Here is a 17,209-nt window from a genome sequence, read left to right as displayed (position 1 = left end):
CACCACCCCCCGCAAGGCCGTCGTCACCGGCAGCGACTCCGGGATCGGCGCCGCGACCGCGCTCCTGCTCGCCACGGAGGGGTACGACGTCGGGCTGACCTGCCACGAGGACAGCGACGGGGTCCGGGCGACCGCCGCAGCCGTCGAGGAGCGCGGGCAGCGGGCCGTGGTCGAGGTGTTCGACGCGGCCCGGCCCGACGCGGGCGCCGCGGTGGACCGGCTCGCCGAGCAGCTGGGCGGGCTCGGCGTGCTCGTCAACGTCGCCGGCACCGGCCACGCCGACCGCGTGGTCGACCTGCCCTACGAACGGTGGCGGCACGTGCTCGCCACCGACCTCGACGGCCCGTTCCTCTGCGCGCAGCGCGCCGCGCGGATCATGGTCGCCGCCGGCCACCCCGGCCGGATCGTCAACGTCACCAGCGTCCACGAGCACCTCCCCCGGCTCGGCACCGCCGCCTACTGCGCGGCCAAGGCGGGCCTCGGGATGCTGACCAAGGTGCTGGCGCTCGAGCTGGCCGAGCACGGGATCACGGTCAACGCGGTCGCACCCGGCGAGATCGCGACGCCGATGACCGGGATCGCCGAGGAGGACGCGCACCGCGAGGAGCGGCCGGGCAACCCGGTCGGCCACGTGGGGCACGTCAACGAGGTGGCGTCGGTGATCGGCTTCCTGGTGTCGCCGCGCGCGTCGTACGTCACGGGCGCGTCGTACGTCGTCGACGGCGGGCTGTCGCTGATGGCCGCCCACGGCCACGACTCCGCTACGGGGGTGGCGGAGCCCGTCCTGACGTCGGGCTCGAGCACCGCGCCGGGGCCGTTCTCGACGGTCTCGCCGCGGTCGGTGACCGCGGCGGCGAGCACGACCTTGCCGACGGCGTCGTAGACCCGGGCGGGCAGCACGGTGCACCCGACCCGCGCGGCGAGGTGGAACGCCCGCGGCAGCGTGGTCGCCGAACGCGCGCCGCCGGCGGCCGTCGAGGAAGTCGAGGACGTCGCGGGCCACGGTGCCCACGTCGCTCGCCGGCTCCGGCGGGCTCAGCGGGTGGCCGACGTAGTTGGCCGCGCGCTGGTAGATCGGGGTGTCCACGCCGGCGGGTGCGGCGTAGCCGACCCGGATGCCCGGCCGGTCGCGGTTCTCCGCCTGGAGGACGCGGACCAGGGCGCGGACGCCCCACTTGCTGACGACGTACGGCGCGGCGTAGGGAGAGACGATGTGGCCGAGCAGGGATCCGAACAGGACCAGCGACCCCTCGCCGCGCGCCCGCAGCACCGGGAGCGTGGCCCGGGCGACGTACGCCGACCCGAGCAGGTTGGTGCGCACCACCCGTTCGAACACCTCCACCGGGACGTCCGTCAGCCGCCCGAACGCGAACACGCCGGCGGCGTTGACGACCGCGTCGAGGCGCCCGTGGCGGCCGACGACGTCGGCCACCGCGGCGGCGACCTGCTCGTGGTCGCCGACGTCGCACGGGTGCACCTCCGCCGAGGCGGCGCCCGCCTCGGTGCAGCGGGCCGCAGCCTCGTCGAGGCCGTGCCGGCCGCGGGCCAGGAGCTCCACGTGCGCGCCTCGCTCGGCCGCCCGCCGCGCGACCTCGAGCCCGATGCCGCTGGAGGCGCCGGTGACCAGGACCACGTCGTCGGAGGAGATCACGGGTCGGCGGTACCCACGGCCGACCCGCGCACACGAAGGCGGGCGCCCGGGCGACCACCGCGCGCCGCGGCCACCGCGGCGGCTCGTATGCCGCGTCTGCGCGCCGGGTACCGGCCCACCGCCATGACCCGCACCCGAGCCGACCGACACCCGACCGAGGAGCCCCGCATGCAGTCGCCGGAGCACACCCAGCGATGAGCGTCTACCGGCGCACCATCCACGCCAGCGTCGACCGCGTCTGGAGCGTCCTCGCCGACGGCTGGCTCTACCCGCTGTTCGTGGTCGGCGCGACCCGGATGCGCGACGTCGACGACGACTGGCCCGCCCCGGGCAGCGCCCTGCACCACTCGGTGGGCAGCTGGCCGCTCGTCATCAACGACAGCACCTCGGTCATCGACAGCGACCCGCCGACCATGCTCCGGCTCCGGGCCCGTGCCTGGCCGGCCGGCGAGGCGGAGGTGACCTTCCGGCTGCTGCCCCGGGGCGAGGACACCGAGGTCGTCATCGAGGAGGACGCCGCCTCGGGCCCGGCGGTCCTCCTGCCGAAGCCGGTGCGGGCACCGTTGCTCAACTGGCGCAACAGCGAGACGCTGCACCGGCTCTCCTACGTCGCGGAGGGTCGCACCGACTGATGCCCACCAGCCCGGACGTGGTCGTCGTCGGCGCGGGACCCAACGGCCTCGTGGCCGCCAACTGGCTCGCCGACCGGGGCTGGTCCGTGCTCGTGCTCGAGGCGCAGCCTGAGGTCGGCGGCGCGGTGCGCAGCGACCGCGAGCTCGACCCGGCCTTCGTCCACGACACCTTCAGCGCCTTCTACCCGCTCGGCGCGGCGTCGCCCGTGCTGCGCTCCCTCGAGCTGGAGCGCCACGGCCTGCGGTGGCGGCACGCGCCGGCCGTGCTGGGCCACCGCTGGGCGGACGGGTGGGCGCTGCTCCACCGCGACCGCGAGCGCACCGCCGCCGGCCTCGACGCCGCCCACCCGGGCGACGGCGAGGCGTGGCTCGACCTTGCGCGCTCGTGGGACGCGTACGGCGACCGGGTGACCGACGCCCTGTTGTCGCCGTTCCCGCCGCTGCGGGCCGGCGTCCGTGCCCCTGCCCGGGGTGGCCCGCACCGGCGGCCTCGACCTGGTGCGCACGCTGCTCGGCCCGGTGCTCGACCTGGGCCGTGAACGGTTCGGCGGCGAGGGCCCGCAGCTGCTGCTGGCGGGCAACGCCGCACACTCCGACATCCCGCTCGGCTCCCCCGGCTCCGGGCTGCTCGGCCTCATGCTGACCATGCTCGGCCAGACGGTCGGCTTCCCCGTGCCCGAGGGCGGCGCGGGACGGCTGAGCGAGGCCCTCGCCCGCCGCCTCAGCGAGCGCGGCGGCGAGATCCGCTGCGGCTGCGAGGTCGTCGGGATCGACGTGACCGACGGCCGGGCCACCGGGGTGCGGACCGCGGACGGCGAGCGGGTCGCCGTACGCCGTGCGGTCCTGGCCGACGTGGCGGCGCCGGCGCTGTTCGGGCGGCTGCTGGCCCCGGCGGACGTCCCCCGGCGGGTGCGCCGGCAGATGCGGGGGTTCAAGACCGACCCGGCCACCGTGAAGGTCGACTGGGCGCTCTCCGGGCCGGTGCCGTGGGCCGACCAGCCGGCCGCACCGCCCGGCACCGTCCACCTCGCCGACTCGGTGGCCGAGCTCAACCGCACGCAGGACCAGCTCAACGCCGGCGTCGTCCCGGACCGGCCGTTCGTGCTCATCGGGCAGATGTCGACCGCCGACCCGTCCCGCTCCCCGTCGGCACCGAGTCGATGTGGGCCTACACCCACGTGCCGCAGCCCGAGGCGCTGGTCGACGACGCCGGCGGCACCGTCGCGGGGCGGTGGGACCACGACGACCTCGAGCGGTACGCCGACCGGATGCAGGAGCGGATCGAGCGGCACGCCCCGGGCTTCGGGTCGCTCGTCACCGCCCGCCGGGTGCTCGGGCCGGTCGAGCTGGAGGCCCGCAACGCCAACCTCGTCGGCGGCGCCCTCAACGGCGGCACCGCCCAGCTCCAGCAGCAGCTGGTCTTCCGGCCGGTCCCGGCGCTGCGCGGCCGCCCGGAGACCGGCATCCGCGGCCTCTACCTCGCCTCCGCCTCCGCCCACCCCGGCGGCGGCGTGCACGGCGCCTGCGGCCGCAACGCCGCCCGCGCCGCCCTGTTCCACGCCCGCGTCCACGACACCGTCGCCACCGGGAAGTCCCTGCTGCGCCGCTGACCGTCGAATCGGGTGTCGTGGTGGGTTGAATCGGGTGTCGTGGTGGATTGAATCGGGCCCCGTGGTGGGTTGAATCGGCCCCCGTGGCGCGTTGAATCGGGCCTCGTGGTGGGTCGAATCGGCCCCCGTGGCTCGTCGAATCGGGCCTCGTGGTGTGTTGAATCGGCCCCCGTGGCGCGTCGAGTCGGCCCTGGTGGTCCCCGACCGGCTCAGGCCCGGGTCGCGACCTTCCGCCCGCGGGCGCGCCGCCACACACCGACGCCGATCGCGCCGACGATGAGCACCGCCGCGGCGCCCGCCACCACGGCGAGCAGCTCGTCCTCGTCCTCGCCGCCCGCCGGGCCGTCGGCACCCGGACCGGTGACCCCGTCGGTCCCGCCGTCGGCCTCGGCGTCGTCGACAGGCGACGTGCCGTCCCCGAGCGCCGCGCGGACCCGGTCGACGTAGGCGTCCGTTGCGGCGCAGGTGCCGCTGCAGCCCGTGGTGGTCAGCCCGTCCCGGGCACCCTGGGCGAAGACGACGTACGTGCCGCCCTCCTCGAGCAACGGGGTCGCGCAGTCGGGTGCGCCGCGGGTGGTGACGTCGGTGGACGCCGCCGCCGCGCCGTCGTAGACCTCGACCACCCGGAAGGAGTGCTGCACGACGTCGCCGTCCGCGACCGAGGCGAGCAGCTCGCCGGTGAACACGACGTCGGCCCACCTGGCCTGTTCCTCGATGCCGCTCGTCGTGCAGTCGCAGTCGGCGGTCGGGGTCGCGCCGGCGGTGCCCACGCCGAGGCACGACAGCAGGACGGCCAGGGCGCCGACGACGAGAGCGGCGACTGGGCGGAGGAGACGCATGTCCGTACGACGCGGCGACCCGCGCCGCTGGTTGCGTACGGCGTCGGCCCGCCCGGGATCGGCCTGCACTCCGTCACTCCTCCGCGGGTCGTCGTCCTGGTGTGCCCGGTGGTGGCGCACGTCACTCGGTCCTAGGGTGGACCCACCCGGCCGCACCACCCCCCGCGGCCGGCGAACCCATCGCCACCCACCCCGTGGCCGGAAGGAAGTGACACCACCATGTCCGACAGCACCAGTACCCCGCCCGTACCGTCGGTATCCACGACCGACCTGCTCGACCAGGGGCTCGAGCACGAGCAGGTCGTCGTCGCCAACGACCCCGCCAGCGGTCTCCGCGCGATCATCGCGATCCACTCCACCGCCCTCGGACCGGCACTCGGCGGCACCCGCTTCTACCCCTACGCCTCGACGGCCGACGCGCTCGCCGACGTGCTCGCGCTGTCCCGCGGGATGACCTACAAGGCGGCCGTCGCAGGCCTCGACCTCGGCGGCGGCAAGGCCGTCATCATCGGGGACCCGGCCGGCCTCAAGTCAGAGGCGCTGCTCCGCGCCTACGGCCGGTTCGTCGAGTCCCTCGGCGGCCGCTACATCACCGCGTGCGACGTCGGCACCTTCAGCGACGACATGGACCTCATCGCACGCGAGTCGCGCCACGTCACCGGCCGCACCGAGGCCCACGGCGGGGCCGGCGACAGCAGCGTGCTGACGGCGTACGGCGTGTTCCGGGGGATGCTGGCCGCCGCGGAGTTCGCGTGGGGGCGCCAACGCCTCCGCCGTGCTGGAGGGCCGCACCGTCGGTGTGGCCGGCGTGGGCAAGGTCGGCCGCCACCTCGTGGGCCACCTGGTCGAGGCCGGGGCCGACGTGGTCGTGACCGACGTCAACCCGGCGGCGGTCGCCCGGGTGGCCGACGAGCACCCGTCGGTGGGGGTCGTCGGGTCCACCGCCGACCTGGTCGCTGCCGAGCTCGACGTCTACGCCCCGTGCGCGCTCGGCGGTGCGCTCGACGACGCGGTCGTGCGGACGCTGGGCGCCCGCGTCGTCTGCGGCGCGGCCAACAACCAGCTGGCCCACCCGGGCGTGGAGAAGCTGGTCGAGGAGCGCGGGATCGTCTACGCGCCGGACTACGTCGTCAACGCGGGCGGCCTGATCCAGGTCGCCGACGAGTTCGAGGGCTTCAGCTTCGAGCGCGCCCGCCAGCGTGCGGCGGGCATCTACGACACCACCCGCGCGGTCCTCGAGCGGGCGCGGTCGGAGGGTGTCCCGACCGCTACCGCTGCCGACCGGATCGCCGAGCAGCGGATCCGTGAGGGTCGGGCGCCTGCGCGGCATCTGGCTCGGCTGACTCCGTCGGCCCGCCACGAGGTCGAATCGGGCCTCGTGGCGGGTCGAGTCGGGCCTCGTGGCGGGTCGAGTCGGGCCTCATGGCGGGTCGAGTCGGGCCTCATGGCGACGCGAACGCGCCACGACACCCGACTCACCGCGCCACGAGGCCGGATTCGACGCGCCACAACACCCGATTCAACACCGAGGCGCGCGGGAGAGTGTCAGTCGCGCGGGGGCTCGGCGTAGCCCGACCACTGGTCGAACTCGTCGACCGGGTCGGGCTCGGCGGAGGTCTCGCCGTGGAGCTCTCGCGCCAGCGCACTGAGGTCAGTCTCGTGCGTGCGGTACTTGAGGTCGCGCGCGACCTTCGTCTGCTTGGCTTTCGCTCGGCCGCGGCCCATAGGGTCCAGCCCCTCGCACACTTGGCCGGGGCTCGTGGCCCCGGACGGCTTATTCAAGGTCTCGTGAGGACAACGCTACCTGCTCGGTGGGTGTTCCCGCACACCGAGATGCGTTCGGCGATTCCGAGTGTCGAGTTGGTCACCTCGCGCGCGAGGCGCAGGCGTCACCAGCCGGGGTGCTGTCCCACCAGCCGCACGGTCCCCGCCTGCTCCGGGTCGGCGTCGACCTCGCCGGCCACCCAGGCGGTGATCCCGTGGTCGCGCAGCCGCCCGAGCGCGTCGTCGACGGCGTCGGGGGCGGTCAGCGCGACCATGCCGACACCGCAGTTGAGGGTGGCCTCCAGGTCGGCCTGCTCGACGGCGCCGACCTTCCGGACGACGTCGAAGACCGGCGGCGGCGCCCAGGTGGTGCGGTCGAGGGTCGCCCGCAGCTCCTTCGGCATCACCCGGGCCAGGTTGGCGGCGAGCCCGCCGCCGGTGACGTGGGCCATCGCGTGGGTGTCGGTCTCGCGGGCGAGCGCAAGACCGGCCTTCGCGTAGATGACGGTCGGCTCGAGCAGCTCCTCGCCGAGCGTCCTCCCGAGCTCGTCGACCTGCCGGTCGAGGGCCCAGCCGGCCTCGGTGAGCAGCACGTGCCGCGCGAGCGAGTAGCCGTTGGAGTGCAGGCCGCTCGACGCCATCGCGATCACCACGTCGCCGGTCTGCACCCGCGCGGCACCGAGCAGCTCGTCGGCCTCGACCACGCCGGTCGTGGCGCCGGCGACGTCGTACTCGTCCTCCCCCAGGAGCCCGGGGTGCTCGGCGGTCTCGCCGCCGACCAGCGCGCAGCCGGCCTCGACGCACGCCTCGGCGATGCCCTTGACGATCGCGGCGATCCGCTCCGGGACCACCTTGCCGGTGGCGATGTAGTCGGTCATGAACAGCGGCTCGGCACCGCACACGACCAGGTCGTCGACGACCATCCCGACCAGGTCGAACCCGATCGTGTCGTGCTTGTCCATCGCCTGCGCGATCGCGACCTTGGTGCCCACACCGTCGGTCGAGGTGGCCAGCAGGGGGCCGGCGGTACGCCGTCAGCGCGGTCGCGTCGAACAGCCCGGCGAAGCCTCCGAGCCCGCCCACCATCTCGGGTCGGCGCGCCTTCTCGACCCACTCCTTCATCAGGTCGACCGCACGGTCCGCGGCCTCGATGTCGACACCGGCGCGGGCGTAGGCGTTGGGGCGCACGGGGGCTCCTCAGGGGTTGTTGTAGACGGGCAGCGACTCGCCGTGGGTGTTCGGCACGAGCGTCGCCTCGAGCAGGTGCTTGCCGAGCCGGCTCTCGTCGGGGAGCGGGATGGGGTACTCACCCGTGAAGCACGCCGTGCACAGACTGCCGGCCGGCTGGCCGGTCGCGTCGATCATGCCGTCGAGGGAGATGTAGCCGAGGCTGTCGGCGCCCACGCTCGCGGCGATCTCGTCGACGTCGAGGCCGTTGGCGATCAGCTCGGCCCGCGTCGCGAAGTCGATGCCGTAGAAGCAGGGCCACTTGACGGGCGGGGACGAGATCCGGACGTGCACCTCGGTGGCGCCGGCCTCGCGAAGCATCCGGACCTGGGCGCGCTGGGTGTTGCCGCGCACGATCGAGTCGTCGACGACGACGACTCGCTTGCCGCGGATCATGTGCTCGAGCGCGTTGAGCTTGAGCCGGATGCCGAGCTGGCGCAGCGACTGGCTGGGCTGGATGAAGGTGCGGCCGACGTAGGCGTTCTTGACGAAGCCCTGGCCGAACGGGATGCCGCTCTCCTGGGCGTAGCCGGACGCGGCCGGCGTACCCGACTCGGGGACGGGGATCACCAGGTCGGCCTCGACCGGGAACTCCCGTGCCAGCCGCCGGCCCATCTCGACCCGCGCCTCGTGGACGCTGCGGCCGGCGATCGTGGCGTCCGGCCGGGCGAGGTAGACGTACTCGAAGACGCAGCCACGGCGGCGCGGCTCGGCGAACTTGTAGGAGCGCAGGCCACCCTCGTCGATGACGAGCAGCTCGCCGGGCTCGACCTCGCGGACGGCGCTGGCGCCGATGGTGGCGAGCGCGGAGTCCTCGCTCGCGACGACCCAGCCGCGCTCGAGCCGGCCGAGCACCAACGGGCGGACGCCCTCGGGGTCGCGGGCGGCGTAGAGCGTGTCCTCGTTCATGAAGACGAAGGAGAAGGCGCCGCTGACCTGCGGCAGCACCTCGAGCGCCCGGCTCTCGAGCGACTGGTCGGGGTGGTGGGCGAGCAGCGCCGTGACGATGCTCGTGTCGTTGGTGGCGGCCTCGAGGTCGCGGATCGGCAGCTCGAGCTCGCCCTCGTCGCTCGGCAGCCCGCGCACCAGCTCGGCGAGGTCGGCGGTGTTGATGAGGTTGCCGTTGTGGCCGAGGGCGATCGAGCCGGCGCCGGTGGGGCGGAACGTCGGCTGCGCGTTCTCCCAGGTGCTGGCCCCGGTCGTGGAGTAGCGGCAGTGGCCGACCGCGAGGTGGCCGCCGAAGGACTCCAGGGTGTTCTCGTCGAACACCTGCGAGACCAGCCCCATGTCCTTGTAGACCAGGATCTGCCGACCGTTGCTGACCGAGATGCCCGCGGACTCCTGCCCGCGGTGCTGGAGGGCGTAGAGCCCGAAGTAGGTCAGCTTCGCGACGTCCTCACCGGGCGCCCAGACGCCGAATACGCCGCACACGTGAGTGAGTCTAACGGCCGGGGTCGATGGCGAAGAATCCTCGGTCCGACGGCCGGAAGGCCCTACTCGACGGCGAGGAAATGCCCACTCGACCTCGCGGAAGTGCCGACTCGACCCCGAGAAAGGCCCTACTCGGCCGGCAGGTTGCCGAGGAGGAGCGCCTCGGCGACCAGCACCCGCTCGAACTCGGCGAGGTGGAGGCCCTCGTTGGGGCCGTGGGCGCGGGTGTCCGGGTCTTCGACGCCGGTGACGAGCACGCTGGCGTCGGGGAAGGTCTCGAGGAACTCGGCGATGAACGGGATCGAGCCGCCGACGCCCATGTCGACGGGGGTGGTGCCGTCCCAGGCGTCGGTGAACGCCGCGCGGGCGGCGTCGTACGCCGGCCCGCTGGTCTCCAGCGCGATCGGCTCGCCCGTGTCGACCAGGGTGGTCGAGAGCTGCGCGCCCCAGGGGACGTGCTTCTCGAGGTGCTCCTGGAGGCAGCGCACGGCGTTGGCGCTGGTGTCGCCGGGGGGCGATGCGCACGGTGACCCGGGCCCGCGCCGACGGCACCAGCGTGTTGGAGGCGCCGGCCACCTTGGGCGCGTCGAAGCCGGTGACGGTGATCGCGGGCCGGGTCCAGAGCCGCTCGACCGCGGAGCCCTGGCCGACCCAGCTCAGGCCCTCGACGGCACCGGACTCGGCACGGAGGCGCTCCTCCGGGTAGTCGACGTCGGCGGCCGGCCCGCTGACCAGACCGGCGACGGCGGGGGTGCCGTCGTCGTCCCACAGCGTGCTCAGCAGCCGGGTCATCGCCATGATCGCGTCGGGGGCCAGGCCGCCCCACATCCCGGAGTGGACGGCGTGGGTCAGCGTGCGCACCTCGACGTCGACGCGCACCAGGCCGCGCAGGCTGGTGGTGAGGGCGGGCACGCCGATGTCCCAGTTGCCGGAGTCGGCGATCACGATGACGTCGGCGCGCAGGTCGTCCTGGTACTTCTCGAGCAGCTGCGGAAGCGTCGCGCTGGCGACCTCCTCCTCGCCCTCGACGAACACCCGCACCGTGACCGGCAGGTCGTCGCCCCAGACCCGCAGGGCCGCGACGTGGGCCATGATCCCGGCCTTGTCGTCGGCGGCGCCGCGGCCGTAGAGCCGGCCGTCGCGTTCGGTGGGCTCCCACGGGGGCTGTCCCAGTCGGCCGGGTCGTTCTCGGGCTGCACGTCGTGGTGCGCGTAGAGCAGCACCGTCGGGGCGCCCTCGGGGCCGCGCTTCTCGCCCACCACTGCGGGCGGCGCGCCGTCGAAGGCGCGGACGATGCGCGCGTCGACGCCCTCGGCGCGGAACAGCGCGGCGGTGAGCTCGGCGCTGCGCTCCACCTCGCCGAGCCGTTCGGGGTCGGCGCTCACGGACTGGATCCGGACCAGGTCCTCCAGGTCGCTGCGGACGCCGGGCAGCAGTGCCTGGACCCGGGCGCGGACTTCGTCGGTCGAGAGTGTCATAGCCGCCAACCTAGCCGCCCCGTCACGACGCCTCCTACGGTGGGAGCGTGACCGATCTCGTGCTCGTCCTGAACGCGGGGTCGTCCTCGCTGAAGTTCCAGGTCGTCGACCCGGCGTCGGGCGACGTGCGGGTCGCCGACCACCTCGAGCGCGTCGACGAGTCCGGCGGGTTCGACGCGGCGCTCGCCGCGATGCAGGAGTCCGTCGAGAGCGCGGGCATCGGCCGCGACGACCTGGTCGCCGTCGGCCACCGCGTCGTCCACGGCGGCGACCGGCTCCGCGAGCCGACGGTGGTCGACGACGACGTGGTGGCGACGATCGAGCACCTGGTGCGCCTCGCCCCGCTCCACAACCCGCCCGCGCTGGCCGGCATCCGCGCCGCGCTCGCGACGTACGACGACCTGCCGCAGGTCGCCGTGTTCGACACCGGGTTCTTCGCCGACCTGCCGCCGGCCGCTGCCACCTACGCGATCGACCGCGAGGTGGCGGCTGAGGAAGGGATCCGCCGCTACGGTGCCCACGGCATCAGCCACGCCTACGTCGCCGGCGAGGTCGCCCGGGCGCTCGGCCGGGACGTCGAGGAGCTCGACCAGGTCGTGCTCCACCTCGGCAACGGGGCGTCGGCCGCGGCGATCAGCGGCGGCCGGGCGGTCGACACGTCGATGGGGCTGACGCCGCTCGAGGGGCTGGTGATGGGCACCCGCCCGGGCGACGTCGACGCGGGGGGTGCTCCTCCACCTGCTGCGCCACGGCGGGCTCGACGTCGACGGCCTCGAGGACCTCCTGCACCACCGCAGCGGCCTCGAGGGGCTGGCCGGCGGCCACGACGTCCGCGACCTGGTCCGCCGGCTCGGGGAGGGCGACCCCGACGCGGGCCTCGCGTGGGACGTCTACTGCCGGCGGATCCGGAAGTACGTCGGCGCCTACCTCGCCGTCCTCGGCGGCGCCGACGCCGTCGCCTTCACCGCCGGGGTCGGCGAGCACGTGCCGGCCGTGCGGCGCGACGCCCTCGCCGGCCTCGAGCCGCTCGGCGTGGTGCTGGACCCGGAGCGCAACGAGGCGTGCGCGGGGCCCCGGCGGACCGGTCGTGGTGTCCGCCGACCGGTCCGCCGTCACCGTGCTGGTGGTGCCGACCAACGAGGAGCTCGCCATCGCCCGCGACGTGGTGGCGCTGCTCGCGGAGCGGTGAGCGCTCAGAAGTCCGCGCTGGTGTCGGAGCCGACGTTGGCCGCGTTGGCCCGCGCCGCGTCGGTGGAGTCGTCGGTGGAGTCGGCGTTGGACCCCGGCCACGTCCACCCGGTGACGACCGGGTGGTCGTCGCCGTGCCTCCGGGTGTGGGCGCGGGCGGTGTAGCGGAGGTCGACCATCTCCTGGCGCAGCAGTGCCCCGCGCTGCCCCAACCCGGGCACCCGGTCGACGACGTCCATCACCAGGTGGAAGCGGTCGAGGTCGTTGAGCATCACCATGTCGAACGGCGTCGTGGTGGTGCCCTCCTCCTTGTAGCCCCGCACGTGGATGTTGCCGTGGTTGGTGCGCCGATAGGTCAGCCGGTGGATCAGCCAGGGGTAGCCGTGGTAGGCGAAGATCACCGGCTTGTCGGTAGTGAACAGCGCGTCGAACTCGCGGTGCCCCAGCCCGTGCGGGTGCTCGGTGTCGTCCTGCAGCCGCATCAGGTCGACGACGTTGACGAAGCGCACCTTCAGGTCCGGCAGCCGCTCGCGCAGGATCGACGTGGCGGCGAGCGCCTCCAGCGTGGGGGATGTCGCCGGCGCAGGCGATCACGACGTCGGGGTCGCCGCCGTCGTCGCTGCTCGCCCACTCCCAGATGCCGAGGCCCCGCGCGCAGTGGCGGTCGGCGGCGTCGACGTCGAGCCAGTCGAACGACGGCTGCTTCCCGGCCACGACCACGTTGATGTAGTGCTCGCTCGCCAGGCAGTGGTGCATCGTCGACAGCAGCGTGTTGGTGTCCGGCGGCAGGTAGACCCGCACGATCTCGGCCTTCTTGTTGACGACGTGGTCGATGAAACCCGGGTCCTGGTGGGAGAAGCCGTTGTGGTCCTGCCGCCACACGTGGGAGGAGAGCAGGTAGTTGAGGCTCGGCACCCGCGGCCGCCAGTCGAGCCCGCGGGTGACCTTGAGCCACTTGGCGTGCTGGTTGACCATCGAGTCGACGATGTGGATGAACGCCTCGTAGCAGCTGAACAGCGCGTGCCGGCCGGTGAGGTTGTAGCCCTCCGCCCAGCCCTGGCAGGTGTGCTCGGAGAGGATCTCGACGACCCGGCCGCTGGAGGCGAGGTTCTCGTCGACGTCGCGGATCTCGCCGGCGAACACCTTGTCGGTGACCTCGTAGACGGCGTCGAGCCGGTTGGACGCCGTCTCGTCCGGGCCGAAGATGCGGAAGTTGTCGGGGTTGTCGCGCACGACGTCGACCAGGAACTGCCCGAGCACGCGGGTCGCCTCGTGCGTCCCCTCCCCCGGGCCGTCGACCTGGACCGCGTGGTCGCGCCAGTCGCCCATCCGCAGCGGCCGCACCAGCCGGCCGCCGTTCGCGTGCGGGTTGGCGCTCATCCGCCGGTCGCCGACCGGCGCGAGGTCGCGGAGCGCGGCCACCGGCGAACCGTCGTCGTCGAACAGCTCGGCGGGCCGGTAGGACTCCAGCCACTGCTGGAGCTGGGCCCGGTGCTCGTCGTTGTCGCGGGTGCCGGCGAGCGGCACCTGGTGGGAGCGCCAGGTGCCCTCCACCTGCTTGCCGTCGACGGTCCGCGGGCCGGTCCAGCCCTTCGGGGTGACGAGCAGGATCATCGGCCACGGCCGCCACCCCCGGGACCCGCCGTTGCGTGCCGCGTCCTGGATCTCGCGGATCCGGTCGTGCGCGGTGTCCATCGCGGCGGCGAGCTGGCGGTGCACGTCGGCGGGGTCGTCGCCCTCGACGGTCAGCACCTCGTGGCCGTAGCCGCGGAGCAGGCTCAGCAGCTCCTCGCGCGGGATCCGGGCCGGCACGGTCGGGTTGGCGATCTTGTAGCCGTTGAGGTGCAGGATCGGCAGCACCGCCCCGTCCCGCGCCGGGTCGACGAACTTGTTGGAGTGCCACGACGCCGCCAGCGGGCCGGTCTCGAACTCCCCGTCGCCGACGACCGCGGCCACCAACAGGTCCGGGTTGTCGAACGCCGCCCCGTAGGCGTGGGAGAGGACGTAGCCCAGCTCGCCGCCCTCGTGGATCGACCCCGGCGTCTCGGGGGCGACGTGGCTCGGCACGCCGCCGGGGAAGGAGAACTGCCGGAACAGCCGCCGCATCCCGGCCCCGTCGTAGGACACGTCGGGATAGACCTCGGAGTAGGTGCCCTCCAGCCACGCGTTGGCCACCGCCGCCGGGCCGCCGTGCCCGGGACCGGCGAGGAAGATCGCGTCGACGTCGCGCTCGCGGACCAGCCGGTTGAGGTGCGTGTAGACGAGGTTGAGGCCCGGGGTGGTGCCCCAGTGCCCCAGCAGCCGTGGCTTGATGTCCTCGGGCTCGAGGTCCCGCTCGAGCAGCGGGTTGTCGAGCAGGTAGATCTGCCCGACCGACAGGTAGTTGGTGGCCCGGAACCACAGGTCCAGGCGGGCGACCTCGGCATCGTCCAGCGCGTTCATGCCTCCACGGTCCCCCGATCCGCGCCGGGATATCACCCCCTGTCGGCAAGGTCAGGGGTCCTCGGGCTCCTCAGGGTCCTCGGGCGGGGCGGGCAGCGCGATCGAGGCGGTGACCGCGAGCTCGTCCACGTCCACGGTGACCGTGCGGGTGCGGCCGTCGGTGGTCGTGGCGGTGATCCGCCACTCCCCCGAGGGCAGGGTCAGGTCGTGCTCGCCGTCGCTGTCGACGCCGTCGGCGTACGCCGCCGGGACCGCGGCGCCCTGCCCCGTGCCGGGCTCCAGGGTGAGCTCGGCCGGTACCGCGGTGCTGGTGCCCTGGAGGACGGTGGAGACCGTGACCTCGCCGGGAACCTCCTCCAGGTCCAGCGTGACCTCCTCCGGCTCGTCCTCGACCTCGACCTCGACGGTCGCGCTCGGCGGCCAGAACGGTGCCGCCGCACCGAGCCCGGTCGCGGTGGCGCGGACGTCGTAGTCGCCGGGAGCGAGGTAGACCACCAGGTCGTCGTTGCCGACCATGACCTCGTCGTCGGCCAGGGTCACCCCCGAGACCGTCACCGTGGCGGAGGGCGGTCCGGTGTGGCCGGTGAGCGGTTGCGCCGTGACCCGCAGCGTCACCTTCGTCTCGGCGACGCGGACCGCGGCGGCGAGCCGGTTGCCGTTGATGGCGCCACCGGTCGGGGTCGCGATGACGACGTCGCCGCTGCAGGTCTCGGCGGGGTGGTCCGCCGGATCGGCCGGGACGGACACGTCGCCGTGGTGCCCGGCGGGCAGCGTGACCTCGACGTCCCAGCAGCCGTAGGGCACCTGAACGAAGGACGTGGTGCCGGCCGCGACCGTCTGCGGGCCGAGAGCGCTCCCGTCCGGCTCGGCCGGGACCAGCCGAACCTGGGCGCCGTCGAGGCTGGTGCCGGCCGGTTGCGACGTCAGCGTCACCTGGACGTTGCGCAGGATGCGGGCGAGGTTGACCGACAACGAGGGCAGCGCGCCGACGGTGTGGTCGAGCGTGTAGCGCCCGCCGGTCGCGGCGACGTACCCCCGCTTGCTGAAGCGCACCTCGTAGACCCCGTCGGGGACCGTGCGGAAGTCGAAGGCCCCGTTGCCCCCCGTCGTCCGCCGCAGCTCGTCGCCGGTCGTGCCCGTCGCCACGGCATCCGAGCAGTCGCCGCCCTCCGCGGGACAGGCGTGGATCGTGACGGCGACCCCGGCGACGCCCGAGGGCGCGTCGGCCGACACCACGGTGCCGCTCACGGTGTTGACCGCCCGACTGACCGGCATGAGGTAGTCCTGCTCGGCGTCGCCGACCAGGATCGTCACCTGCGCGGTGGACCGGACCGTCCCGTTGCCGGTGACCTCGAGGGTGTAGGTGCCGGGGATGGCGTCCGCGAAGCGGTAGACACCTTCACGCTCCTCATCCTCCTCGGCCGTCGCCGCCGTCGTGGTCCCGCGCAGGAGCCGCACCGTCACGCCGCCGAGCGGCTCGGCGTACTGGTCCTCCACCGTGACCTCGTAGTCGACCGGGACGACGTGCAGCCGCGGGTCGGCGTCGACGACCCCGCCGAGGTCCGACTCCTCGATGACGACCACGGTCCCTGCCCGCGCCCCGGTCGGAGCACCCGCGGGCAGCCTGGCGCTCCACCCCTGCTGCTCGGCGCTCACCAGCCACACGCCGGCGTTGATGCCCTCCGCCTGCGCCGTCCCGGTGAGCTCGAACTCGCCGTTCGGCCCGGACGTCGTGGTGAAGCGCCGAGGGGAGAGGGCGGTGCAGTACGTCGGGGTGCCGGCCTCCTCGGACCAGCCCGTGCACTGGGTGATCGTGACCCTGGCGTTCGCCAGCAGCTGGACCGGTCCGGTCTCGGACGGCGCGGCGAGCACTCCCCCGACCGTGCCCCCGACGGTCGCCAGCCGCTGGAGCCGGGCGTCGCACACCGTCTCCACGCCCGGGGCGACCTCGATCGACTCCTGGTCGGGCTCGTCGGGCACGGAGCAGACCAGCGTCACCGCGTCGAAGTCGTAGCCGGCCGCCTGGACTCGGAGGGTGTAGTCCTCCGCGCCCGGGAGCAAGGAGGGGAAGGTGACGCTGTTGCCGTCGGTCGCCGAGCTGCGGGTCTCGACGACCTGCCCGCCCTTGCGGAGGGTGACGATGACGCCGTCGACGTCGGTCTGGGTGCTGCCGGCAGCGTCGACCGCGTTGACGGTCAGCGACCCGAGCTGGCGGAGGACCGGCCCCGGTGGGGAGCACGGGGCGTCCACGACGCAGGTGAATGCCACGGGTTCGCTGACGTAGCCGTCGGCGCTGGCCGTCATCGTGTAGCTGCCGGGCCGGATCATGCCGGCCGGGTAGCGGCTGTCGTTCCACAGCAGGTTGCCGTCGTCGTCGGCGGTGACCTTGATCGTGGTCGTGGTGGTCGTCGTCGAGGTGACGGCGACCTCGACGTCCCGGTACGGCGGCGGCGTCCCCTCCGCGCTGAGGGTCGAGGTGAGCTCCACCGCCGTCGGCGCCAGCGTGAGCGTCGCGACCGATCGCATCCGCTGGTCGTCGAGGACGAGGTCGTCGTAGCCCGGTGCGGTGACGTGGATCCGCCGTGCCCACGGTGACGCGAAGTCCGCGGGGGGTCGCCGAGCCGGGTGCGAACGACGCGTCGCAGGCGCCCTCGCCGAAGACCGGGCTGCCCGGTGCGTGGAACACCACGCACCCGTCGGTGCCGTCGCCCGCCTCGGTGGTCGCCGCGACGGTGACCTGCTCTGGCGACGTGCCGGCGAAGCCGCCGGGGGCGGTGACCTCGACCCGGGCCTCCCCGACCGCCTGGTTGCCGTCGGTGACGACCCTGGCGGTGAACTGGTCCGGGGTGGTCCCGAGGGTGACGTAGGCGACGACGACCTGGTTGTCGGCCACGACGATGTCGGTGGTGTCGTCGCGCAGACCGCTCGCCCGGGCGTGGATCCGGTA

General features: G+C 73.9%; 12 protein-coding genes and 8 pseudogenes. 11 read left to right on the top strand and 9 right to left on the bottom strand.

Going from position 1 to position 17,209, the window contains the following annotated elements:
• Positions 1-16: 16 nt before the first annotated feature.
• The 6 genes and pseudogenes from MF408_RS12535 to MF408_RS12515 all read left to right on the top strand — a co-directional run.
• Positions 17-883: pseudogene (locus MF408_RS12535) on the top strand (SDR family oxidoreductase); the annotation flags it as partial.
• A gap of 525 nt (positions 884-1,408) precedes the next feature.
• Entirely contained in the window at positions 1,409-1,849 is a 441-nt protein-coding gene (locus tag MF408_RS12530; RefSeq protein WP_240247978.1) for a hypothetical protein, read from the top strand.
• The gene (locus MF408_RS12525) at positions 1,846-2,283 is read left to right on the top strand and encodes an SRPBCC family protein (RefSeq protein ID WP_240247977.1); all 438 of its coding nucleotides are present in this window, start codon (positions 1,846-1,848) and stop codon (positions 2,281-2,283) included. Before MF408_RS12530 ends, MF408_RS12525 begins: the two co-directional genes overlap by 4 nt.
• A complete protein-coding gene (locus tag MF408_RS25390; RefSeq protein ID WP_275693151.1) occupies positions 2,283-2,822 on the top strand; it encodes an FAD-dependent oxidoreductase in 540 nt (179 codons plus the stop codon). The genes MF408_RS12525 and MF408_RS25390 overlap by 1 nt, the downstream gene beginning before the upstream one ends.
• Positions 2,823-2,919: 97 nt before the next feature.
• A pseudogene (locus MF408_RS25385) lies at positions 2,920-3,210 on the top strand (FAD-dependent oxidoreductase); the annotation flags it as partial.
• A gap of 233 nt (positions 3,211-3,443) precedes the next feature.
• Positions 3,444-3,893 (top strand): hypothetical protein, encoded by a 450-nt coding sequence (locus MF408_RS12515; protein WP_240252175.1) that lies wholly within the window; start codon positions 3,444-3,446, stop codon positions 3,891-3,893.
• A 209-nt stretch (positions 3,894-4,102) separates the two neighbouring features.
• On the opposite strand, the gene MF408_RS12510 is transcribed toward MF408_RS12515, so the two are convergent.
• Positions 4,103-4,801 (bottom strand): hypothetical protein, encoded by a 699-nt coding sequence (locus MF408_RS12510; RefSeq protein WP_240247976.1) that lies wholly within the window; start codon positions 4,799-4,801, stop codon positions 4,103-4,105.
• Between the two features lie 150 nt (positions 4,802-4,951).
• On the opposite strand from MF408_RS12510, the pseudogene MF408_RS12505 reads away from it, so the two are divergent.
• Both MF408_RS12505 and MF408_RS12500 read left to right on the top strand, forming a co-directional pair.
• Positions 4,952-5,323: pseudogene (locus MF408_RS12505) on the top strand (Glu/Leu/Phe/Val dehydrogenase dimerization domain-containing protein); the annotation flags it as partial.
• Positions 5,324-5,507: 184 nt separating this feature from the next.
• Complete coding sequence (locus MF408_RS12500; RefSeq protein WP_345893945.1) at positions 5,508-6,302, top strand: Glu/Leu/Phe/Val dehydrogenase family protein; 795 nt, start codon at positions 5,508-5,510, stop codon at positions 6,300-6,302.
• Here MF408_RS12500 and MF408_RS12495 read toward each other — a convergent pair.
• The 5 genes and pseudogenes from MF408_RS12495 to MF408_RS26900 form a co-directional block, all read right to left on the bottom strand.
• Entirely contained in the window at positions 6,278-6,457 is a 180-nt protein-coding gene (locus tag MF408_RS12495; protein ID WP_240247975.1) for a DUF3073 domain-containing protein, read from the bottom strand. The two genes, MF408_RS12500 and MF408_RS12495, sit on opposite strands and share 25 nt — an antisense overlap.
• Positions 6,458-6,621: 164 nt before the next feature.
• Positions 6,622-7,684 (bottom strand): annotated as a pseudogene (gene purM, locus MF408_RS12490) (phosphoribosylformylglycinamidine cyclo-ligase).
• Between the two features lie 9 nt (positions 7,685-7,693).
• The gene (gene purF / locus MF408_RS12485) at positions 7,694-9,154 is read right to left on the bottom strand and encodes an amidophosphoribosyltransferase (protein WP_240247974.1); all 1,461 of its coding nucleotides are present in this window, start codon (positions 9,152-9,154) and stop codon (positions 7,694-7,696) included.
• A 128-nt stretch (positions 9,155-9,282) separates the two neighbouring features.
• On the bottom strand, positions 9,283-9,642 hold the full coding sequence (locus tag MF408_RS26905; protein WP_345893733.1) for a hypothetical protein: 360 nt from the start codon (positions 9,640-9,642) through the stop codon (positions 9,283-9,285).
• Positions 9,643-9,706: 64 nt separating this feature from the next.
• Positions 9,707-10,327, bottom strand: a pseudogene (locus MF408_RS26900) (M20/M25/M40 family metallo-hydrolase); the annotation flags it as partial.
• A gap of 496 nt (positions 10,328-10,823) precedes the next feature.
• Here MF408_RS26900 and MF408_RS12475 point away from each other — a divergent pair.
• Positions 10,824-11,297, top strand: a pseudogene (locus MF408_RS12475) (acetate kinase); the annotation flags it as partial.
• 61 nt (positions 11,298-11,358) lie between these two features.
• Entirely contained in the window at positions 11,359-11,985 is a 627-nt protein-coding gene (locus MF408_RS12470; RefSeq protein WP_240247973.1) for a hypothetical protein, read from the top strand.
• On the opposite strand, the pseudogene MF408_RS25380 reads toward MF408_RS12470, so the two are convergent.
• The 3 genes and pseudogenes from MF408_RS25380 to MF408_RS12460 all read right to left on the bottom strand — a co-directional run.
• A pseudogene (locus MF408_RS25380) lies at positions 11,979-12,335 on the bottom strand (phosphoketolase); the annotation flags it as partial. The gene MF408_RS12470 and the pseudogene MF408_RS25380 overlap by 7 nt on opposite strands.
• A 109-nt stretch (positions 12,336-12,444) precedes the next feature.
• A pseudogene (locus MF408_RS12465) lies at positions 12,445-14,262 on the bottom strand (phosphoketolase family protein); the annotation flags it as partial.
• A gap of 51 nt (positions 14,263-14,313) precedes the next feature.
• Positions 14,314-16,788 carry a carboxypeptidase-like regulatory domain-containing protein gene (locus MF408_RS12460; protein WP_240247972.1) on the bottom strand — a complete coding sequence of 825 codons (2,475 nt, stop codon included), beginning with the start codon at positions 16,786-16,788 and terminating at the stop codon, positions 14,314-14,316.
• A gap of 56 nt (positions 16,789-16,844) precedes the next feature.
• Between MF408_RS12460 and MF408_RS12455 the strand changes: the two genes are divergently transcribed.
• Positions 16,845-17,129: a hypothetical protein gene (locus MF408_RS12455; protein WP_240247971.1), complete on the top strand. Its 285-nt coding sequence runs from the start codon at positions 16,845-16,847 to the stop codon at positions 17,127-17,129.
• Positions 17,130-17,209: the final 80 nt, after the last annotated feature.

The sequence above is a fragment of the Nocardioides sp. TF02-7 genome (assembly GCF_022437945.1).
Lineage (GTDB): Bacteria > Actinomycetota > Actinomycetes > Propionibacteriales > Nocardioidaceae > Nocardioides.
Note: the sequence above shows the minus strand (reverse complement) of the source record. Positions and strands in the feature narration are given on the sequence as shown.